The following is a 20,834-nucleotide window of genomic DNA, read 5'->3' on the forward strand; positions in this document are numbered from 1 at the left end:
TATCGCGTTCTAGCCGTCTGCACCTTTCGTGTCGTAGCCCAGCAGATCGCCCGGCTGGCATCCCAGTTCGCGGCAGATGGCTTCGAGGGTGGAGAAGCGGATGGCTTTGGCCTTGCCGGTCTTGAGGATCGAGAGGTTGGCGATGGTGATGCCGATCCGCTCCGCCAGTTCGGTCAGCGTCATGCGACGTTCGTAGAGAAGATCGTCGAGCTTGACGGTGATGCGTGATCCCGCGGTGTCTTCGGTGGTGTCCTCAACGTCGACGGTGGTTTTCGACCGGGCCATCAGACGGTCGCCTCCAGTTCGGCCCGCATTGCGGCGCCTTGGCGAAACACGCGGGCGAGGATGAACAGGATCAGCATCAGCAACAGGCCGTTGCCAGAGATGCCGAAGCCCATATCGTCGATGTCAGTATGACCGGCGCCCGATTTAGCCAGCTCGTTGCCGACCCACGCGGCCAATGCGCCGATGGGCAGGGTGATCAGCTGCATCGCCAGTGTCAGCCACGCCATCTGGGTCAGCCGCCCGGCATTGTCCGGCACGAAGGGGTCGCCCTGGCCCACCGTATCGATGATACGCTTGAGCAGCTGGAACACGCGAAACACGATAAGTACGAGCGCTGCCGCCAATAGCAGGATGCCGCTGCAGGCCCAAAGGAAGGCACCGGTCGGGAAAGGTGTCGCTTCCTTGGCCAGCTCGATGGTGATCTCGTGCTGGAAGATGTGCATCGCGGGGATCGCCGCGAGGCAGGCGGCGGCGGCGACAAGCATCACGCCCATCAGGAACCACAGGATGCCTTTGGCGATGGCGAGCAGCGGATCGCGGGTGATCGAGGTCATAATGTTTCTCCTGCGTCCGGCGGCTTACATCAACACAATCGGCGAGGGCGAGGCGACGACGAGAGGGATGTAGGCGGCCGGGGCCGTGCTCGCCTCCGCCGAAAGCGTCGTTGCCCACAAAGCGACGGTGAGGGAGACGGCGAGGACGAGAGCGGCAGGTCGGTTTGCGGAATGGGTCATGATCGATCTCCGATGTGGGCGTTATCGATCTTCAATAACTCTACTCGATCATATCGTCAATCAATAATATCGAAAAACGATGCGAACGTTGTTGAGCAGCAATCAGGGCGCGTCTGGCGGCATGATCAGTCGGGTGATGCGGCCGGTGATGTCACGTCGCTTCCACAGCTTGAGGAACACCGTCAGTACATGCAGGCAATTGCGTGCGTTCTCGATAGCGAGGATCGCCGGATCGCGGGGGCCGGTCAGCCGTTCGACTTGCGGACAACGAAATTTCACCACTTCGGGAAAGACGAGGATGCGCGCCACGCCCATCACCGCGACGTGGATCACCAGGTGCCGCTCGAGCGCGGCAGCGCCGAGAGTGGGCCCACCAGCCGCGGCGTACTCGGACGCGAACAGTTCCAGCAATCCGTCGAGATGATAGTCCCAGACATCGTGATGCGCCGCGCTCAACGCGCCCCATAGCGCCGCGCCGAGAGTGATCTGTCCGACCCGGCCCCAGTCGATAAACCCACAGCTTAGCTCGACGCCGTCACGCCAGAAGAAGGCGTTGTCCGCGTGCGCATTCCAGTGACACAGCGCGATCTTGTCCGGATCGTCGATCAGCCAAGCGCGAATCGCGGCCTCGTTGCGGCGAACCTGCCGTGCACCCATGGCCAGCGATCGCAGGAAGGCATCGTCGCGCAGTTCCGGGTCGAACAGCCTGGGGCAGCGTTGCACGAAGCTGCCTAGCCGTGCGAGATCTTGCTCGAGTCCCGCTTCGTCGTAACGGATGAGGTCGGCACTGGCCCCGATGGGATCGAAGGGGAACAGCGTGTCGGCTTCCGGTGCGAGCCGCCCCGCCTTGTGGGCGCCGCAAAGCCGCGCCAGCGCCACGACGATCGCCCGATAATAGGCCAGCGGTTCCGCCATGGTCTGGAAATCCAGGCACTTGGCGCGATGCGGCTCGATACCATGTTCGCCGAACGCCACCCGCTCGGTGATGATGAGGCCGGTCCCGGTCGCCATCTCGTAATCGGCGAAATAGGGGCGGGCGGTGGGAATCGGAAAGCCGGGGTCGCTGGCGATGGCCATGAAGGGCACCTCCTCGGCCATCTCGTAGCGGCCCGGATGGTCGCGCCGGCGGTCGTCGAAATCGCGCGAGAACTTCACGAACAAGTGCGTGTGCAGCGCCGGATCCGCGTGCGCATAGGCGACGGTCAGGAAGAACTTGGCGCCGGTGCTGCCACCCGCGCAGCGCTCTAGCGATTCGATGCGGGTGACGGCGTTGTCGCTCCCCAACGCGCCGAATGCACGAAATGCCCGTGTAAGAAACGCCACGCCATCCTCGCGCAGCGCCGTCTCGTGCGCCGGTATCGCAAAGTCAAAGTGGTCACCGATGACGCGGTCGACGGCCATCGGCTCGGGCGGGGGGACGGGAACTTGCATGGCGCGGCTCTATCGCACGCCGCCCTATGATTGCCATGCGCGATCGACGCCGGGTTTGACAGTTCGGCATGCAAGTCCTATATCGCGGTCCTGCCCGACGCTTCGAGCAAGCCGAGTCCAGCGCGGGGACTCGACAAGGAAGGAAGCGGCTCTCGGGTTCCATCTGACGCAACAGGCTGCGAAATGCGGGTCATCCTCCGGGTGACGAGCATGCGCGGCCTTTGTCGCGTTTCCGATGGTTCATCGCTCAATGCGGTGAGTATCGCGAGAGTTTTAACGATGGGGCCGGTTCGCACCGGCCTTGTACGACCAGTGAAGGCGAAAGATCCCTTATGGCGACCAAGCCCGTCAACTCCGACATCCAGCCCAAGCAAGAGCGTTCCGCCAACAAGAAGCGGATCCGCAAGATCTTCGGCGATGCGCACGAAGTCATCCAGATGCCGAACCTGATCGAGGTTCAGCGCGAGAGCTATGAACAGTTCCTGCGCTCCGATCCGGCGACCGGCTATGTCTCGGGCCTGGAGAAGACGCTGCGCTCGGTCTTCCCGATCCGCGACTTCGCCGGCACCAGCGAGCTGGACTTCGTCCACTATGAGCTGGAAGACCCCAAGTACGACGTGACCGAGTGCCGCCAGCGCGGCATCACCTATGCGGCTCCCATGAAGGTGACGCTGCGCCTGATCGTGTTCGAGGTCGACGCCGAGACCGAGACCCGCTCCGTGCTCGATATCAAGGAGCAGGACGTCTACATGGGCGACATGCCGCTCATGACCGAGAACGGCACGTTCGTCGTCAACGGCACCGAGCGCGTGATCGTTTCGCAGATGCACCGTTCGCCGGGCGTGCTGTTCGACCACGATCGCGGCAAGACCCACTCCTCGGGCAAGTTCCTGTTCGCCGCGCGCGTGATTCCGTACCGCGGTTCGTGGCTGGACTTCGAATTCGACGCCAAGGACATCGTCAATGTCCGCATCGACCGCAAGCGCAAGCTGCCGGTCACCGCGCTGCTCTATGCGCTGGGTCTGGATGACGAGGCGATCCTCGATCACTTCTACGAGACCGTCACGTGGAAGCGTGGCGAGGGTGGCTGGCGCCTGCCGTATTCGCCCGAAGCATGGCGCGGGTCCAAGCCGGGCTTCGACATCGTCGACGCCAAGTCGGGCGAAGTCGTGTTCGCCGCCGGCGCCAAGATCTCGCCGCGCGCCGCCAACAAGGCGCAGAAGGACGGTCTGGAAGAGCTGCTGATCCCGACCGAGGAAATCTTCGGCCGCTATTCGGCGCGTGATCTCATCAACGAGCAGACCGGCCGCATCTACATCGAGTCGGGCGACGAAGTTTCGCCTGAGAACCTTGATGCTCTCGATCAGGCCGGAATCGACCAGATCGAGCTGCTTGACATCGACGACGTCAACACCGGCCCGTGGATGCGCAACACGCTCAAGGTCGACAAGGCCGAGAACCGTGAGATGGGCCTCGAAGCCATCTACAAGGTCATGCGTCCGGGTGAGCCGCCGACCAAGGAAACCGCTGAAGCCCTGTTCGACGGCCTGTTCTTCGATGCCGACCGCTACGACCTCTCGGCCGTGGGCCGCGTGAAACTGAACATGCGCCTGGGCCTTGATGCCGAGGACACCGTGACCACGCTGCGCACCGAGGACATCCTCGCTGTCGTCAAGGAACTGGTGAACCTCAAGGACGGCAAGGGCGAGATCGACGACATCGACAACCTCGGCAACCGCCGCGTGCGTTCGGTGGGCGAGCTGCTCGAAAACCAGTACCGCGTCGGCCTGCTCCGCATGGAGCGCGCCGTGAAGGAGCGCATGAGCTCGGTCGATGTGTCGACCGTGATGCCCAACGACCTGATCAACGCCAAGCCCGCCGTGGCCGCGGTGCGTGAGTTCTTCGGCTCCTCGCAGCTCTCGCAGTTCATGGACCAGACCAACCCGCTGTCCGAAGTGACGCACAAGCGTCGTGTTTCGGCCTTGGGCCCAGGCGGTCTAACCCGTGAGCGCGCGGGCTTCGAAGTGCGCGACGTTCACCCGACCCACTACGGCCGTATCTGCCCGATCGAGACGCCGGAAGGCCCGAACATCGGCCTGATCAACTCGCTCTCGACCTTCGCGCGGGTCAACAAGTACGGCTTCATCGAGACGCCGTATCGCAAGGTGCTCGACGGCAAGGTCAGCAGCGACGTGGTCTATCTCTCCGCCATGGAAGAGCAGAAGCACACCGTCGCGCAGGCATCGGCCGAGATCAACGATCAGGGCAACTATGCCGAGGATCTCGTTTCGGCCCGCCAGAACGGCGAGTTCGTGATGAGCCCGCGCGATCAGGTCACGTTGATGGACGTCAGCCCCAAGCAGCTGGTGTCGGTCGCCGCATCGCTCATTCCGTTCTTGGAAAACGATGACGCCAACCGCGCCCTCATGGGTTCGAACATGCAGCGCCAGGCAGTGCCCTTGGTCAAGGCCGACGCGCCGTTCGTGGGCACCGGCATGGAAGAGACCGTGGCGCGTGACTCCGGCGCGGCCATCTCCGCCTTGCGCGGCGGCGTGGTCGACCAGGTCGACGCCACCCGTATCGTCATCCGCGTGTCGGGCGACATCGAGGCAGGCAAGTCGGGCGTGGACATCTACAGCCTGCAGAAGTTCCAGCGTTCGAACCAGAACACCTGCATCAACCAGCGTCCGCTGGTGAAGGTGGGCGAAGTGGTGGCCACCGGCGACATCATCGCCGACGGTCCCTCGACCGAGCTGGGCGAACTTGCGCTGGGCCGTAACAGCCTCGTCGCGTTCATGCCCTGGAATGGCTACAACTACGAGGACTCCATCCTGATCTCCGAGCGGATCGTAAAGGATGACGTCTTCACCTCGATCCACATCGAGGAGTTCGAGGTCATGGCCCGCGACACCAAGCTGGGGCCGGAGGACATCACCCGCGACATCCCCAATGTCGGCGAGGAAGCCCTGCGCAACCTCGACGAGGCAGGCATCGTCTACATCGGTGCCGAAGTGCACCCGGGCGACATCCTGGTCGGCAAGATCACCCCGAAGGGTGAATCGCCGATGACTCCGGAAGAGAAGCTGCTGCGCGCGATCTTCGGCGAAAAGGCCAGCGACGTGCGCGACACGTCGCTGCGTCTGCCGCCGGGCGTCTCGGGCACGATCGTCGAAGTCCGCGTGTTCAACCGCCACGGTATCGAAGTCGACGACCGTACCCGCGCGATCCAGAACGAGGAAATCGAACGCCTCGCCAAGGACCGCGAGGATGAGCGCGGCATCCTCAACCGTGCGACCTACAACCGCCTGCGCGACATGCTCCTGGGCCAGACCGCTACCGCGGCCCCCAAGGGCGTGAAGAAGGGCGGCGTGATCGACGACGAGCTGCTCGGCGAGTCAGAGCGTCACGAGTGGTGGAAGTACGCGGTCGAGGACGACCATGTGCAGTCGCAGCTCGAAGCGGTGAAGGGCCAGTACGACCTGACCGTCAAGGCGATCCAGGACAAGTTCGAGGATCGCAAGGAGAAGCTGGAGCGCGGCGACGAGCTGGCTCCCGGCGTGCTCAAGATGGTCAAGGTGTTCGTGGCGGTGAAGCGCAAGCTGCAGCCGGGCGACAAGATGGCCGGCCGTCACGGCAACAAGGGCGTGATCAGCCGCATCCTGCCGGTCGAGGACATGCCGTTCCTCGCCGACGGGACGCCGGTGGACCTCGTGCTCAACCCGTTGGGCGTGCCATCGCGCATGAACGTCGGGCAGATCTTCGAAACCCACCTGGGCTGGGCCGCACGAGGGTTAGGTCAGCAGGTCAAGGCCGCGCTCGAGGATTGGCGCCACGCCAACCCCAACCCCGAAGCGGGCGCTCCGCCCGAAGCGGTGCGCGATCGCCTGATGACGATCTATGGTCCGAAGTATCACGCCGATATTTCGGCGCGTGACGATGCCTCGATCCTGGAGCTGGCCGGCAACCTCACCGGCGGCGTGCCGATGGGTACGCCGGTGTTCGACGGCGCGGTGGAAGCCGACGTCGCCGACATGCTGGAACTGGCGGGCCTCGACAAGTCGGGCCAGTCGGACCTCTTCGACGGACGCACCGGCGACAAGTTCGACCGCAAGGTGACGGTGGGCATCATCTACATGCTCAAGCTGCACCACCTTGTGGACGATAAGATCCACGCACGTTCGATCGGGCCGTACTCGCTCGTCACGCAGCAGCCGCTGGGTGGTAAGGCGCAGTTCGGTGGCCAGCGCTTCGGTGAGATGGAGGTCTGGGCCTTGCAGGCGTACGGCGCCGCCTACACCTTGCAGGAAATGCTGACGGTGAAGTCCGACGATGTCGTCGGCCGCACCAAGGTCTACGAGGCGATCGTCAAGGGTGACGACACCTTCGAGGCCGGCATTCCCGAGAGCTTCAACGTGCTCGTGAAGGAAATGCGCTCGCTGGGCCTGAACGTGGAATTGAACTCGGTCATCGACCACGACGATGCCGACGACGACGCGATCAACAACGGCCGGTTGGCGGCGGAGTGAACCAGGGGAGCGCTGTCGATGAAGACGGCGCTCCTTCGCTCCCGCCCATGAAATTACCCCCAGAGGGACGTAAACTATGAACGACCTGACCAAGTTCACGAACCAGATGGCGAAGCCAGAGACCTTCGATCAGATCCAGATCGGTCTCGCCTCGCCCGAGCGCATCCGCTCCTGGTCCTTCGGCGAGATCAAGAAGCCGGAAACCATCAACTACCGCACGTTCAAGCCCGAGCGTGACGGCCTGTTCTGCGCGCGGATCTTCGGTCCCGTGAAGGACTACGAGTGCCTGTGCGGCAAGTACAAGCGCATGAAGTACAAGGGCGTCGTCTGCGAGAAGTGCGGCGTCGAAGTGACCGTCACCAAGGTGCGTCGCGAGCGCATGGGCCACATCGAGCTGGCCGCGCCGGTCGCGCATATCTGGTTCCTCAAGTCGCTGCCATCGCGCATCGGCCTGCTGCTCGACATGCAGTTGAAGCAGCTGGAGCGCGTGCTGTACTTCGAAAGCTATCTGGTGATCGAGCCGGGCCTGACCCCGCTCGAGAAGTTCCAGCTGCTCACCGAAGACGAGATGCTCGACGCGCAGGATGAGTACGGCGAGGACGCGTTCTCGGCCGGCATCGGCGCCGAAGCCGTCAAGGCGATGCTGATGAGCCTCGACTTGGTGCAGGAGCGTGACGATCTGCTGGAAGAGCTGCGGACCACCAAGTCCGAGCTCAAGCCCAAGAAGATCATCAAGCGCCTCAAGGTCGTGGAATCGTTCATCGATTCGGGCAACCGCCCTGAGTGGATGATCCTCGACGTCGTGCCGGTCATCCCGCCAGAGCTGCGCCCGCTGGTGCCGCTGGACGGCGGCCGCTTCGCGACCTCGGACCTGAACGACCTCTATCGCCGCGTCATCAACCGCAACAACCGCCTCAAGCGCCTGATCGAGCTGCGCGCGCCCGATATCATCGTGCGCAACGAAAAGCGCATGCTGCAGGAAGCCGTTGACGCTCTGTTCGACAACGGCCGCCGTGGCCGCATCATCACCGGTGCGAACAAGCGTCCGTTGAAGTCGCTGTCCGACATGCTCAAGGGCAAACAGGGCCGCTTCCGCCAGAACCTTCTGGGCAAGCGCGTCGACTACTCGGGCCGTTCGGTCATCGTGACCGGGCCCGAGCTCAAGCTGCATCAGTGCGGCCTGCCCAAGAAGATGGCGCTCGAGCTGTTCAAGCCGTTCATCTACGCCCGCCTCGACGCCAAGGGTCTGTCGATGACCCTCAAGCAGGCGAAGAAGTGGGTCGAGAAGGAGCGCAAGGAAGTCTGGGACATCCTGGACGAGGTGATCCGCGAGCACCCGGTCATGCTGAACCGCGCGCCGACGCTGCACCGTCTGGGCATCCAGGCGTTCGAGCCCGTCCTGATCGAGGGCAAGGCGATCCAGCTGCACCCGCTCGTCTGCTCGGCCTTCAACGCCGACTTCGACGGTGACCAGATGGCCGTACACGTGCCGCTTTCGCTGGAAGCCCAGCTCGAAGCGCGCGTGCTGATGATGTCGACCAACAACATCCTGTCGCCCGCCAACGGCAAGCCGATCATCGTGCCGTCGCAGGACATGGTGCTGGGTCTGTATTATCTCTCGATGGATCGCGAAGGCGAACCTGGCGAGGGCATGATGCTGTCCGACATCGCCGAAGTGCATCAGGCGCTGCACGTCGGTGCGGTCACGCTGCACTCCAAGATCCACACCCGGATCCCGCAGACCGACGAGGCCGGCAAGCAGTACATGCTGCGCGTCGAGACCACGCCGGGCCGCATGCTGATCGGCGAATGCCTGCCGCAGAGCCACACGGTACCCTTCGACGTCGTCAACCGTCTTCTCACCAAGAAGGAATTGGGTGACGTGATCGACCAGGTCTATCGCCACACCGGCCAGAAGGACACGGTGCTGTTCGCCGACGCGATCATGTCGCTGGGCTTCCGCAACGCGTTCAAGGCAGGCATCTCGTTCGGCAAGGACGACATGATCATCCCGGACAGCAAGGTGGCGCTGGTCGCCGAGACCAAGGAACTGGTCGCGGACTACGAGCAGCAGTACCAGGACGGCCTGATCACCCAGCAGGAAAAGTACAACAAGGTGATCGACGCCTGGAGCCGCTGTGGCGACCAGGTGGCGAACGCCATGATGGACGAAATCCGCGCGATGCCGATCGATCCGGAAACCGGCCGCCAAAAGCAGATCAACTCGATCTACATGATGAGCCACTCCGGTGCGCGTGGTTCGCCAGCGCAGATGAAGCAGCTTGCCGGCATGCGCGGCCTGATGGCCAAGCCCTCGGGCGAGATCATCGAGACGCCGATCATCTCGAACTTCAAGGAAGGCCTGACCGTTCTTGAGTACTTCAACTCGACCCACGGCGCGCGCAAGGGCCTCGCGGATACGGCGTTGAAGACGGCAAACTCGGGTTATCTCACCCGTCGTCTGGTCGACGTGTCGCAGGACTGCGTGGTTGTGGTCGACGATTGCGGCACCGAGCGGGCACTGGAAATGCGTTCGATCATCCAGGGCGGTTCGACCATCGCCTCGCTTGCCGAGCGTATCCTGGGCCGGACCCTGGCCGAGGACATCGTCGACAAGGCCGGCGAAGTCGTCGCATCGAGTGGTCAGCTGCTCGACGAGAGCGCCGTGGCGAAGATCGAGGCGACCGGCTTGCAGGCCGCGCGTATTCGTTCGCCGCTGGTCTGCGAAGCCGTGATGGGCGTCTGCGGCAAGTGCTACGGGCGTGACCTCGCCCGCGGTACGCCGGTGAACATCGGTGAGGCTGTCGGCGTCATCGCCGCGCAGTCGATCGGTGAGCCGGGCACGCAGCTGACCATGCGTACGTTCCACATCGGTGGTGCGGCGCAGCTCAACGAAACCAGCCACCTGGAATCGATTTCGGACGGTACCGTCGTCTATCGCGACATCCCGACGATCACCGACAAGCGTGGCCGTCGCCTCAGCCTTGCCCGTAACGGCGAGATCGTGGTGATGGACACCGAAGGCCGCGAGCGCGCCATGCACCGCGTCCCTTACGGCACCGTGCTCATCCACGAGAACGGTGGCGTGGTGAAGGAAGGCGAGCGTCTGGCGGAGTGGGATCCGTTCTCGCTGCCAATCATCACCGAGACCAGCGGCATCATCCGCTATCAGGACCTCATCGATGGTCGCACGCTGAGCGAGCAGGCCGACGAAGCCACCGGCATGACCAGCCGCGTGGTGACCGAGGATCGCTCGACCCGCGCCAAGAAGAAGGAGGATCTGCGTCCGCGCATCACCCTCCTCGACGAGGACTCGGGCGAGGCGGCACGCTACATGCTCGCGCCGGGTGCGACGCTCTCGGTCGAGGACGGACAAGCGGTCGAAGCGGGCGACATCATCGCACGTGCCAGCCGCGAAGCCGCCAAGACCCGCGACATCACCGGTGGTCTGCCGCGCGTTGCCGAGCTGTTCGAGGCGCGCAAGCCCAAGGACAACGCGATCATCGCCAAGACCTCGGGCCGGATCGAGTTCGTGCGTGACTACAAGGCCAAGCGCAAGATCGCGATCATCCCGGAAGAGGGCGAACCGGTCGAGTACCTGATCCCCAAGTCCAAGGTGATCGACGTGCAGGAAGGCGACTTCGTGAAGAAGGGCGACAACCTGATCTCGGGTTCGCCCGACCCGCACGACATCCTCGAAGTGCTGGGCGTGGAAGCGCTGGCCGAGTACCTGTGCGCGGAGATCCAGGAGGTCTATCGTCTTCAGGGCGTGAAGATCAACGACAAGCACATCGAGGTGATCGTTCGCCAGATGCTGCAGAAGGTCGAGATCACGCACGGCGGCGACACCACCCTGCTGGCCGGCGAGCAAGTCGACTACGAGGAAATGAACGAGTACAACGCCAAGCTCGACAAGGGCCAGCGCCCTGCCGAGGGCAAGCCGGTGCTGCTGGGCATCACCAAGGCTTCGCTGCAGACGCGCTCGTTCATCTCGGCCGCTTCGTTCCAGGAAACCACCCGCGTGCTCACGCAGGCGGCGGTCGAGGGCAAGCGCGACTCGCTGATCGGTCTGAAGGAGAACGTGATCGTCGGCCGGCTTATCCCGGCAGGCACGGGTGCGGGCATGAACCGCATGCGGGTCGCTGCGACGAGCCGCGACGCCTCGCTGCGTGCGTCGTACCGCAAGCTGCAGGAAGCGCTTATCGCGCCCAACAGCGCGGCCGAAGAGCATGCGGCCGAGTTGAAGCAGGGCCCGGAAGCGGCGATCGGCAACGATGCGCTGGCGACCATGGAAGGTGAGGCTCACGGCACCGACGAGGATGCCGGCGACTACCTGATCAAGGGTGAGGGCGACGCCGAGGCATAAGCTTCGCGTCGATCCCATCGGTCGATGAACAGGCCCCCGCCGGAGTGATCCGGCGGGGGCTTTTTCTTGTGTCGCGCCGACGCGATCGGATTGCTGATGGTACGCGGGCGCCGTTTGCGTGGGACAGCCGGTGACGATGACGCTACCCTGGGCCGATGCGCACGATCCTCCTGCTCGCCGCAATGCTTGTCGCAAGCGCGGCTTCTGCCGATATCGCCCCATCGGGCGAAACCATCATCTCCAGCCAGCAAGACGCGAGGCGCTTGTTAGCGTCGAAAGGTGTGACCCTGCAGTGGAACGACTGGAACACGCGCGGTTCGGTTCGGGTGACACGCGGGCCGATCTGGCGGCTTACCGCCGCGCAGGCGCAGGCCGGAGGTCCGGGCCGTCTGTTCATGGATGGGACCATCACCGAGATCGGGAAGGGCTACTTCACGTTTTCGGGCACGATCCGAATTTCCGACACACCGGACGTTGGCCGCAAGTGCGAAGCGACGAAGGACTGGCACTTCGCGATAACCCAAGGCAGACCTTATTACCGACTGCGGGAATTCGAGTGGTGCGACGAGCTTACGGATTACGTCGACATCTACTTCTAGCGGCCTTCACAGCGCGCAAAGCGGCGGACCTGCTGGCCGGAAGTCGCGTAAGCTATCGCCGATGACCGCCCCGGATCGTGCGCCAGCGACATGCTGTGGATCTGTGACCAGGCTTGACAGCGCGGTCGCTGCCGGGCCCGAAGCGATCCATTTGCAAGCAATGTGAGCGGTCAGCCGTTCCCCAGACGTGCGAGCGCCTCGGCATCGAGGCGCATGGTCGTCCAACCCGTCATCGCGCGTGCGCCGAGATGTTCGTACAAGGCGATTGCCGGTGCATTCCAATCGAGGACCGACCACTCCAGCCGGGCGCAGCCGCGCGCGATCGTCAGCTGGGCAAGATGCGCCAACAAGGCCCGACCAAGCCCCGCGCCGCGCGCGATGGGCCGCACGAACAGATCTTCCAGGTAGATCCCCGGCCGGCCTTCGAAGGTCGAAAAATTGTGGAAGAACAGCGCGAAACCCTGGGATACCCCGTTCAGCTCGCCGATCACGACTTCGGCCATCGGATGTTCGCCGAACAGATGCCCCGCCAGCGTCGCCTCGTTGAAGCGCACTTCATGAGACAGCTTCTCGTACTCGGCCAGATCGCGAATGAAGGCCGCGATCTGCGCCAGATCCTCACGCCTGGCGGGACGGATCGCAATCCCGGAGACCGTCATTCGGCCGCTTCGGTGACTTTGTCTGCATCGGTCATCTGCGCTTCGATTTCGGCCGCCTTAGCTTCGACCAGCGAAACAATGTGATCGAGCATCTGGTCCGACTGCACGTGGTGCGACGTCACGCCCGAAAGATAGACCATGTGCTTGCCGTTGCCGCCGCCGGTCAGCCCGATATCCGTCTCTCGCGCCTCGCCGGGGCCGTTGACGACGCAGCCCAGCACGGACAGCGAGAGCGGCGTTTTGATGTGTGACAGGCGCTGCTCCAGCGCCTCGACGGTGCGGATCACGTCGAAGCCCTGACGCGCGCAGGACGGGCAGGACACCACGCGGACACCGCGCGTGCGCAGACCGAGCGACTTGAGTATCTCGAACCCGACGCGAACCTCTTCCTCGGGTTCCGCCGAAAGCGACACGCGCAAGGTGTCGCCGATGCCGGCCCAGAGCATGTTGCCGATGCCCAGCGCCGACTTGACCGTGCCACCGATGAGCCCGCCGGCTTCGGTGACGCCCAGGTGCAACGGGCAATCGACCGCATCGGCCAGGCCCTGGTACGCAGCGACCGCGAGGAACACGTCCGAGGCCTTTACCGCGACCTTGTACTCGTGGAAGTCGTGGTCCTGCAGCAGCTTGATGTGATCCAGGGCGCTCTCGATCAGCGCCTCGGGGCAGGGCTCGCCGTACTTTTCCAGCAAGTGGCGTTCCAGGCTGCCGGCGTTGACGCCGATGCGGATGGCGCAGCCGTTGGCCTTGGCGGCGCGGACGACTTCGGCCACGCGTTCGCTCGATCCGATGTTGCCGGGGTTGATGCGCAGGCAGGCCGCGCCGGCGTCGGCGGCTTCGAGCGCGCGTTTGTAGTGAAAGTGGATGTCCGCGATCAGCGGCACGGTGGCGCCGCGTACGATCTCGCGAAATGCGGCGGTGCTTTCGACGTCGGGGCAGGAAACGCGGATCAGGTCGGCCCCCGCATCCTCGCAGCGCCGGATCTGATCGATCGTCGCCTTGGCGTCGCTCGTCAGCGTGTTGGTCATGGTCTGGACCGTGATCGGGGCATCGCCGCCGACGGGGACCTTGCCGACCATGATCTGGCGGCTCTTGCGGCGCTCGATCGTGCGCCATGGACGTAGTGAGGACATGACGTCGCCTATAGGCCTTTCGCGTGACAGGCGAAAGGCGGCTTTACGGTCTATCGGCGCGTCGCGACGATTGAAGGCGATTGCAACTTTCCCGAGCGCGGTGTCTTGAGCATCACGGATTTCGCCATGACCGATTTGAGCCATACCGATGATTGCGACCTCGATGGTCCCCTGCTGTTTGGCCGTGTGCTGGACGGGCAGGGTGGTGCGCGCGAAATCGGCTGGGACGAAGCGCGCGCATGGCGCCCCGACGTTCCGGGCGAAGTCTTGTGGCTGCATCTGTGTCGATCGGTCGACGGGGTGGCCGAATGGCTGATGCGCGATCTTGATATCCCCGAGCCCACGGCCGAATTGCTGGTCAGCGATTCCACGCGTCCGCGCGCTTTTCGCGAGAGCGATGCCTTGGTGGCGACGCTGCGTGGTATCAATTTCAATCCCGGCGCCGAGCCCGAGGATATGGTCTCGATGCAAGTCTGGAGCGATGGCAGGCGCCTGCTGACGCTGCGCCGTATGCCGTTGCAGACGCCGCGCGATACCCGCGACGAACTGGATGCGGGCAAGGGGCCGGTCGATGCCGGCAACCTCATCACCTCGCTGACCGAGCATCTGATCGAGCGGATGAGCCAGTCGATCTACGAACTCGACGAGTCGATCGATCGGCTTGAGGCAGACGAGGCGGATTGTGCCGACAAGGCCATGCTCGCGGAAATCTCGCGCGTGCGGCGCGAGTGCTTGGCGCTCAAGCGGTATATGTCGCCCCAACATGAGGCGCTGGAGAATATCTCACGCGATGCACCGGACTGGTTCGAGGATCATGACCGACGCGAGATCGCCGAGTCGATCGATCGTCTGCGGCGCTATCTTGAGGATCTCGACATCGCGAAGGAGAGCGCGCTGGTTCTGCAGGACGACGTGCGCGCGCGCCTGCTGGAACGCAATGCGCGCAACCAGTCGCAACTTGCGATCGTTTCCACGATCTTCCTGCCGCTGACGTTCCTGTCGGGCCTGATCGGCATGAACGTGGAAGGTATTCCCAACGCCCACGATCCGTTGGCATTCTGGAAGATCGTGGGGATGTGCGCGGTGATCGCGGGTGCGCAACTGGTGCTGTTCCGCCGGCTCAAGTGGTTCTGACCCCGGGTACGCGCCGCGCGGGCGGGGTCACAGCAGCCTGGCGAACAGGAACTCCTCGTCGCGCTGGTTGCCGACCATGAAGTGGATGCCGGCGATCTTGGTGAAGCCATACCGCGCATAGAACCGCTGTGCGCCGGGATTGTCGCTATAGACCGACAGCTGGATCTCACCCGCGCCACAAGCGGCCGCTTCATCGAGCGCCCAGTCCATCAGCGCGGCGCCGATGCCGCGCCCGGTGGCATCGGGATCGGTATAAAGCTGCTTGAGTTCGATCACACGCGGGGCGCGAGCATGGTCCGGCCAGCCGCAGGCGAGCACGAGCTTGCAAAAGCCGAGCAACTTGCCGTCGGCGTCGACCGCCAGGTGTACGCGCATGTTCGGGTCGGCGACTTCCGCCGCGACCTTGGTGGTCGAGTGGCTGGACCTTAGGAACGTGGCAAGGTCCTCGGCCGCGTAGAGATGCGCGAAGGAGGCGCAGAACGCCGCCTCGCCCAAGGCGGTCAAGGCGGTGACATCGGTGGAGTTGGCGGCGCGCAGGATCATGGGTGCGGTGGATCGGCCGAAGCGATCCGCCGGTCAACCGGTCACGAACGGACCGGCTGCCGGCAGAACGGGCGAACGCTTACTCGGAGCCTGCAGCCGGGGAACCGGCTTGCGGCTGACCCTGTTTGGCCGCGGGGGCCGAGGTCTCGATCCCCATGCACAGATACTTGGTCTCCATGAAGTCCTCGAGGCCGTACTTGGAGCCTTCACGGCCCAGGCCCGACTGCTTGACCCCGCCGAACGGCGCGACTTCGGTGGAGATCAGCCCGGTGTTGATGCCGACCATGCCGGCTTCCAGCGCCTCGGCCACGCGCCACACGCGGCTGATGTCGCGGGCGTAGAAGTAGCTGGCGAGACCGAACTCGGTATCGTTGGCCATGGCGATCGCATCGGCTTCGTCGGTGAAGCGGATCACGCCGGCGAGCGGCCCGAAGGTCTCTTCCTTGGCGAGCTTCATGTCGCGCTTGACGCCGGCGATCACGGTGGGCTCGAAGTAGCTGTGGCCCAGCGGGCTGCGCTTGCCGCCGGCGAGCACGGTGGCGCCGCCATCGAGCGCGTCCTGCAGATGCTCCTCGACCTTTTCGACCGCCTTCTCGTCGATCAGCGGGCCGACTTGCGTGCCTTCGTCCATGGCGTAGCCGATCTTCATCGCCTTGACGCGGGTTGCCAGCTTGCTGACGAACTCATCATAGACGCCGTCCTGCACGTAGAACCTGTTGGTGCATACGCATGTCTGGCCGCCGTTGCGGAACTTGGAGATCATCGCGCCTTCGATCGCGGCATCGACGTCGGCATCGTCGAACACCAGGAACGGCGCGTTGCCGCCCAGTTCCATCGAGCATTTCTTGATCGTCTCGGCCGATTCCTTGAGCAACTGGCGGCCGATCTCGGTCGATCCGGTGAAAGTGATCTTGGCGACCTTGGGATTGCGCGTCAGTTCAGAGCCGATCGCGCCGGCGCTGCCGGTGACGACGTTGACGACGCCCTTGGGAATGCCCGCCATCTCGCACAGCACCGCGATCGCCAGCGCCGAGTAGGGCGTTGCCGAAGCCGGCTTGATGACCATCGTGCAGCCAGCGGCGAGCGCCGGGCCGAGCTTGCGGGTGATCATCGCGTTGGGGAAGTTCCATGGCGTGATCGCGCCGACGACGCCGATGCCCTGCTTGATCACGACGATGCGGCGATCGGCGGCATGGCTGGGGATCACGTCGCCATAGGCGCGCTTGCCCTCTTCGGCGAACCATTCGATGAAGCCCGCGCCGTAGACGATCTCGCCCTTGCCTTCCGCGAAAGGCTTTCCCTGCTCGCGGCTGAGCAGTTCGCCCAGCTCGTCCTGGTGCTGGATCATCAGGTCGAACAGCTTGCGCATCAGCTTGGCGCGCTCGCCCGCCGTCTTGGCGCGCCAGGCGGGGAGCGCCGCCTCGGCGGCGTCGATCGCGCGCGCGGTCTCGGCGGCGCCGGCCTTGGGCACCGTGCCGATGAGCTTGCCCGAGCCCGGATCGGTCACTTCGAACGTCGCGCCGGAGTCCGCATCCACCCATTGTCCATCGATGTAGCACTGGGTCTTGAGGAAATCGGTGTAGGCCATCGCAGGCATCCTTCGCGTCGATAGTCGGGCCGCAGCGGGGCGGCGCCGTTGCGCAGCCGCCAGGCGCCGAATGGGCAGGCGTTGCGTGGAATAGGGATGGCGCCGCCATGATGCAACGGCACAGCCATGCTCCGGCTGACCGATTGACGCCTCGACCATGCTACGCTAATCTGATTTGGCGAACATAAATTCGAAATAACGAATATGGAGGGGTAAGCTGGAGTACGCGGGCTACATCGACGGCGCGTTCGTCAAGGGAGAGGGCAGCACGTTCGCCGTGCAGAACCCCTCGGACGAAAGCGTCGTCGACACCGTTGTCGGTGCATCGCAGCCGCAGGTAATCGCCGCGATCGACGCCGCGCGGCGGGCCTTCGACGATGGCGGCTGGTCTGGCCTGTCGATGAAGGCACGCGCCCGGTATATGACCCGCTATGCCGAGGCGCTGCGCAGCCGCGCGGATCGGCTGAAGGAATGCGCTATCCTGGAGGCGGGGTGCCCGGTCTCGTCGAACGTCATGGGCGCACAGGTCCATGCGCCGCTGCGGATGACCGACGAGATCGTCGACCTGTTCCTGCGTCTGCCCGAGCATGAGGAGAACCCGCTGCCGCTGCACGAACGGGTCAACCCGTACTTCGTGGTGCAGAGCCTCAAGCGCTGGTCGCCGCTGGGCGTGGTCTCGGCGATCTCGGCCTACAACGTGCCGTTCTACACTGCGTTCTGGAAAGTCGTGCCGGCGCTGATGGCGGGCGACACGGTGATCCTGCGGCCCAATCCGCTCACGCCGCTGTCGTCGATGGTCTTTGCCGAGGCCGCCGACGAGGCGGGCTTGCCCAAGGGCGTCATGAACGTGATCATGGAGGAGGGGCTGGAAGGCGGCCTCGCCATGACCACGCACCCCGATGTCGACATGGTCAGCTTCACCGGATCGTGCGCGGTCGGCGCCAAGGTGGCCGAGCAGGCCGCGCCCACGCTCAAGCGGCTCGTGCTGGAGCTCGGCGGCAAGTCGGCGCAGATCTATTTGCCGGATGCGGTCGGCCGCGCGGCGTCGGCGGCATCGAGCGTCTGTCTCTCGCATGCGGGGCAAGGCTGCGTGCTGGGTACGCGCGTGTTCGTGCCGCAGGAGAGCAAGGAACAAGTTCTCGAAAGCATGGCAAAGGCGCTGGAAGGCGTGAAGATCGGGCCTGCCGGCGATCCGGCGACGGTGCTGGGGCCGGTAATCAGCGCCGGGCAGCGCGCCCGATGCGAGCACTTCGTCGCGGCCGCCGTCGCCGCGGGCGGCAAGGTGGTCACTGGGGGCAAGCGCCCGGAACATCTCGACAAGGGGTTCTTCTTCGAGCCGACCGTGCTCGACCTGCCCGACAACGGCAATCCCGCCGCGCAGGACGAGATCTTCGGGCCGGTGATCGGCGTGATCGGTTACCGCGATCTCGATCATGCGGTGCAGATGGCGAACGATTCCAAGTTCGGCCTGTCCGGCTGGGTGCATGGCGCGGACAAGGTCAAGGCGCTGGAAGTGGGCCTGAAGATTCGCAGCGGCGCGGTGAACATCAACGGCGCGCTGATGTCCAGCTACGCCAGCGGTGGCGGCATCAAGATGAGCGGGCAAGGGCGCGAGCGGGGCATCGAGGGTCTGCGCGAATTCCAGATGATGACCACGCTGAACATCGGCGGGTGAGGAACACGGGAGAGAGATGATGGACGGACTGGTCCAAGGAAAGGTGGCGCTCATAACCGGCGCCGGCTCGGGTGTCGGGCGCGCGGCGGTGCTGCTGTTCGGCGAGCATGGCGCGAAGGTCGTGGCCGCCGACATCAACGCCGCCAGTGCCGAGGAAACCGCAGCGCTGGCGACGGCCGCCGGCTACGAGGCGGTGGCGATCGGTTGCGACGTGTCCGACCCTGCATCGGTCGATGCGGCGGTGGCGAAGGCGGTGGCGGCGTTCGGCCGGCTCGACGTGATCTACAACAATGCGGGCATCACCATCAGCCCGATCCCCGGCACAGGGCTCAAGCGGCTGATTGACTGCGATCCCGAAGAGATGAAGCGCGTCGAGGACGTGAACATCAACGGCGTGGTCTATGGCTGTCAGGCGGCGATCCGCCAGTTCCAGAAGCAGGCCGATGATGGGCAGGGCGGCGGCGCGATCGTCTCCACCGCGTCGGTCGCCGGCATGATGGGCTATGGCGGCGTGCTCTATGGCACCACCAAGGGCGCGGTCGTCCAGCTTACCCGTTCACTGGCGATCGAGGTCGCCGACCAGGGCATCCGCGTCAACGCGGTGTGCCCCGCCGGCATGCTCACGCATTATGCCGGGATGGATCCCGATAGCTCCCACAAGGAGCGCATCCTCGAAAGCATGGGCAAGGCGCACCCGCTGGGCAAGGCGATCGACCCGCGTGACACCGCCGCTGCCGCGCTGTTTCTCTGTTCGGACCTGGCGTCCAACATCACCGGCGTGAACCTGCCGGTCGACGGCGGCCTGATGGCCGGCCGCAAGACAGGAGCTTGATGCATATGGCGACGTGTCCGATGGGCCATGGGTCCGGTTCGAATGCCCTGGCCTCGCTGATGTCCGACAATCCGCGCTATGCCGAGATGTTCGACGTCAACAAGGAAAGCGCGAACGCCGGGGTCGACGGCAACCGCGACTACACCGACGACATGAACGCGCTGCGCGATGCGGCGCCCGTGCATCAGGGTTCGTTGCGCGGGCTGCTCGGCGTACCAGAACTGCCGATGACGATGGGCCCGCCGCGCAACGAGATGACCTTCTTTTCGTATCGCGCGAACGAGATCGGCTTTCGCGAAAACCTGCTGTTCTCGTCCGAAGGCTACAACGAGAGCGCGGGCGTGCGCACGATCGGCACCACGATCCTGTCGATGGTGGGCAAGCCGCACAAGCGCCTGCGCTCGGCCGCGCAGCCCTTGTTCAAGCGGCCCAAGGTCATCGACTGGTGGAACAAGCGCTGGATCGAGGAGACCGTCGACGCGCTCCTCGACCGCTTGCGCGATGAAGAGACAACCGATCTCAACACCCAGTTGTGCGCCCGCCTGCCGATGGCGACCGTCACCCGTGCGATCGGGCTGGAGGGCGAGGACGTGATCGAATTTCGCTACCAGCTCAATCGCGCCACCTTCGGTGCCGCCAAACTGCCGCCCGAGGAGGCCGCGGCGTCGCGCGCCTGGATCGACACCACGCTGCGTGACCTGATCGCGCAGAACACCCGCGATCCCGGCGACAACCTCATCACCGGGCTGCTGAATGCCGAGATCGTCGACGAGGAAGACGGCTTCAAGCGCAAGCTGACCGAGGACGAAATCTTCGGCTATTGCAAGCTGGCGATCTTCGCCGGTGGCGGCACGACCTGGCGGCAGCTGGGCATCACCATCGACGCGCTGATGTCCCACCGCCATTTCTGGGATGCCTGCCGCGAGGACCGCGCCCTGGTCGAACTGGCGGTCGAGGAGTCGCTCAGGTGGCGCTGCACCGACCCGATGATGCCGCGTGTGAGCACCGCCGACGCTGAAGTGGAGGGCGTGTTCGTACCCGAAGGCACGCGCGTCTACCTGTGCTTCGGCGCCGCCAACCACGATCCTTCCGTGTTCGAGCGCCCACTGGAATTCGACATCTTCCGCAAAAAGCAGGCGAACATGGGTTTTGGCTTCGGCCCGCACCGGTGCCTGGGCATCGAGGTCGCGCGTCAGGAGATGATCGTCGCCATCAACGGCCTGCTCGACCGCTTCCCCGACATGACGTTCGATCCGTCGAAGCCCCGGCCCGCGTATCGCGGCCTCGAGCATCGCGGGATGACCTCGGTGCCGGTCAGGTTGAAGTGAG

Annotated in this window: 15 protein-coding genes; 7 read left to right on the top strand and 8 right to left on the bottom strand. The window is 64.5% G+C overall.

Annotated features, from left to right (window positions below; genetic code table 11):
- Window positions 1-9: 9 nt before the first annotated feature.
- The 4 genes from ACXJ1Z_RS09230 to ACXJ1Z_RS09245 form a co-directional block, all read right to left on the bottom strand.
- The gene (locus ACXJ1Z_RS09230; protein ID WP_463776175.1) at window positions 10-285 is read right to left on the bottom strand and encodes a helix-turn-helix domain-containing protein; all 276 of its coding nucleotides are present in this window, start codon (window positions 283-285) and stop codon (window positions 10-12) included.
- Complete coding sequence (locus tag ACXJ1Z_RS09235) at window positions 285-839, bottom strand: DUF2975 domain-containing protein (RefSeq protein ID WP_463776176.1); 555 nt, start codon at window positions 837-839, stop codon at window positions 285-287. Before ACXJ1Z_RS09235 ends, ACXJ1Z_RS09230 begins: the two co-directional genes overlap by 1 nt.
- A 24-nt stretch (window positions 840-863) precedes the next feature.
- Window positions 864-1,019 carry a hypothetical protein gene (locus ACXJ1Z_RS09240; protein WP_463776177.1) on the bottom strand — a complete coding sequence of 52 codons (156 nt, stop codon included), beginning with the start codon at window positions 1,017-1,019 and terminating at the stop codon, window positions 864-866.
- A 102-nt stretch (window positions 1,020-1,121) separates the two neighbouring features.
- Complete coding sequence (locus ACXJ1Z_RS09245) at window positions 1,122-2,450, bottom strand: hypothetical protein (protein ID WP_463776179.1); 1,329 nt, start codon at window positions 2,448-2,450, stop codon at window positions 1,122-1,124.
- Window positions 2,451-2,782: 332 nt separating this feature from the next.
- Between ACXJ1Z_RS09245 and rpoB the strand changes: the two genes are divergently transcribed.
- The 3 genes from rpoB (at window position 2,783) to ACXJ1Z_RS09260 (ending at window position 11,941) form a co-directional block, all read left to right on the top strand.
- On the top strand, window positions 2,783-6,976 hold the full coding sequence (gene rpoB, locus ACXJ1Z_RS09250; protein WP_463776180.1) for a DNA-directed RNA polymerase subunit beta: 4,194 nt from the start codon (window positions 2,783-2,785) through the stop codon (window positions 6,974-6,976).
- A 76-nt stretch (window positions 6,977-7,052) separates the two neighbouring features.
- Window positions 7,053-11,342: a DNA-directed RNA polymerase subunit beta' gene (gene rpoC / locus ACXJ1Z_RS09255; RefSeq protein WP_463776182.1), complete on the top strand. Its 4,290-nt coding sequence runs from the start codon at window positions 7,053-7,055 to the stop codon at window positions 11,340-11,342.
- Window positions 11,343-11,497: 155 nt separating this feature from the next.
- Window positions 11,498-11,941, top strand: coding sequence for a hypothetical protein (locus ACXJ1Z_RS09260; protein ID WP_463776184.1), 444 nt, complete (start codon window positions 11,498-11,500; stop codon window positions 11,939-11,941).
- 170 nt (window positions 11,942-12,111) lie between these two features.
- Here the strand turns inward: ACXJ1Z_RS09260 and ACXJ1Z_RS09265 are convergent, their stop codons facing one another.
- Entirely contained in the window at window positions 12,112-12,600 is a 489-nt protein-coding gene (locus tag ACXJ1Z_RS09265; RefSeq protein ID WP_463776185.1) for a GNAT family N-acetyltransferase, read from the bottom strand.
- A complete protein-coding gene (ispG, locus tag ACXJ1Z_RS09270) occupies window positions 12,597-13,733 on the bottom strand; it encodes a flavodoxin-dependent (E)-4-hydroxy-3-methylbut-2-enyl-diphosphate synthase (RefSeq protein WP_463781210.1) in 1,137 nt (378 codons plus the stop codon). The genes ACXJ1Z_RS09265 and ispG overlap by 4 nt, the downstream gene beginning before the upstream one ends.
- Before the next feature lie 126 nt (window positions 13,734-13,859).
- Here ispG and ACXJ1Z_RS09275 point away from each other — a divergent pair, with 126 nt between their 5' ends.
- Window positions 13,860-14,867: a zinc transporter ZntB gene (locus ACXJ1Z_RS09275; protein WP_463776187.1), complete on the top strand. Its 1,008-nt coding sequence runs from the start codon at window positions 13,860-13,862 to the stop codon at window positions 14,865-14,867.
- A gap of 27 nt (window positions 14,868-14,894) precedes the next feature.
- Here the strand turns inward: ACXJ1Z_RS09275 and ACXJ1Z_RS09280 are convergent, their stop codons facing one another.
- Both ACXJ1Z_RS09280 and ACXJ1Z_RS09285 read right to left on the bottom strand, forming a co-directional pair.
- On the bottom strand, window positions 14,895-15,410 hold the full coding sequence (locus tag ACXJ1Z_RS09280) for a GNAT family N-acetyltransferase (protein WP_463776188.1): 516 nt from the start codon (window positions 15,408-15,410) through the stop codon (window positions 14,895-14,897).
- 79 nt (window positions 15,411-15,489) lie between these two features.
- Window positions 15,490-16,998, bottom strand: coding sequence for an NAD-dependent succinate-semialdehyde dehydrogenase (locus ACXJ1Z_RS09285; RefSeq protein ID WP_463776190.1), 1,509 nt, complete (start codon window positions 16,996-16,998; stop codon window positions 15,490-15,492).
- A 235-nt stretch (window positions 16,999-17,233) separates the two neighbouring features.
- Here ACXJ1Z_RS09285 and ACXJ1Z_RS09290 point away from each other — a divergent pair, with 235 nt between their 5' ends.
- Genes ACXJ1Z_RS09290 through ACXJ1Z_RS09300 form a run of 3 tightly spaced genes read left to right on the top strand, consistent with a single transcriptional unit; the run spans window position 17,234 to window position 20,833 of the window.
- On the top strand, window positions 17,234-18,673 hold the full coding sequence (locus tag ACXJ1Z_RS09290) for an aldehyde dehydrogenase family protein (RefSeq protein WP_463781211.1): 1,440 nt from the start codon (window positions 17,234-17,236) through the stop codon (window positions 18,671-18,673).
- Between the two features lie 16 nt (window positions 18,674-18,689).
- Window positions 18,690-19,505 carry an SDR family NAD(P)-dependent oxidoreductase gene (locus ACXJ1Z_RS09295; RefSeq protein ID WP_463776192.1) on the top strand — a complete coding sequence of 272 codons (816 nt, stop codon included), beginning with the start codon at window positions 18,690-18,692 and terminating at the stop codon, window positions 19,503-19,505.
- Window positions 19,505-20,833, top strand: a complete 1,329-nt coding sequence (locus tag ACXJ1Z_RS09300) for a cytochrome P450 (RefSeq protein ID WP_463776194.1) — start codon at window positions 19,505-19,507, stop codon at window positions 20,831-20,833. Before ACXJ1Z_RS09295 ends, ACXJ1Z_RS09300 begins: the two co-directional genes overlap by 1 nt.
- Window position 20,834 lies beyond the last annotated feature (1 nt).

The sequence above is a fragment of the Novosphingobium sp. TK46 genome (assembly GCF_055361525.1).

Coding starts and splice junctions, on each gene's coding strand:
- ACXJ1Z_RS09265 (WP_463776185.1), bottom strand. CDS start 12,600: ATGACGGTCTCCGGGATTGCGATCCGTCCCGCCAGGCGTGAGGATCTG.
- ACXJ1Z_RS09280 (WP_463776188.1), bottom strand. CDS start 15,410: ATGATCCTGCGCGCCGCCAACTCCACCGATGTCACCGCCTTGACCGCC.
- rpoC (WP_463776182.1), top strand. CDS start 7,053: ATGAACGACCTGACCAAGTTCACGAACCAGATGGCGAAGCCAGAGACC.
- ACXJ1Z_RS09245 (WP_463776179.1), bottom strand. CDS start 2,450: ATGCAAGTTCCCGTCCCCCCGCCCGAGCCGATGGCCGTCGACCGCGTC.
- ACXJ1Z_RS09235 (WP_463776176.1), bottom strand. CDS start 839: ATGACCTCGATCACCCGCGATCCGCTGCTCGCCATCGCCAAAGGCATC.
- ACXJ1Z_RS09300 (WP_463776194.1), top strand. CDS start 19,505: ATGCATATGGCGACGTGTCCGATGGGCCATGGGTCCGGTTCGAATGCC.
- ACXJ1Z_RS09260 (WP_463776184.1), top strand. CDS start 11,498: ATGCGCACGATCCTCCTGCTCGCCGCAATGCTTGTCGCAAGCGCGGCT.
- ACXJ1Z_RS09275 (WP_463776187.1), top strand. CDS start 13,860: ATGACCGATTTGAGCCATACCGATGATTGCGACCTCGATGGTCCCCTG.
- rpoB (WP_463776180.1), top strand. CDS start 2,783: ATGGCGACCAAGCCCGTCAACTCCGACATCCAGCCCAAGCAAGAGCGT.
- ACXJ1Z_RS09295 (WP_463776192.1), top strand. CDS start 18,690: ATGATGGACGGACTGGTCCAAGGAAAGGTGGCGCTCATAACCGGCGCC.
- ispG (WP_463781210.1), bottom strand. CDS start 13,733: ATGTCCTCACTACGTCCATGGCGCACGATCGAGCGCCGCAAGAGCCGC.
- ACXJ1Z_RS09285 (WP_463776190.1), bottom strand. CDS start 16,998: ATGGCCTACACCGATTTCCTCAAGACCCAGTGCTACATCGATGGACAA.
- ACXJ1Z_RS09230 (WP_463776175.1), bottom strand. CDS start 285: ATGGCCCGGTCGAAAACCACCGTCGACGTTGAGGACACCACCGAAGAC.
- ACXJ1Z_RS09240 (WP_463776177.1), bottom strand. CDS start 1,019: ATGACCCATTCCGCAAACCGACCTGCCGCTCTCGTCCTCGCCGTCTCC.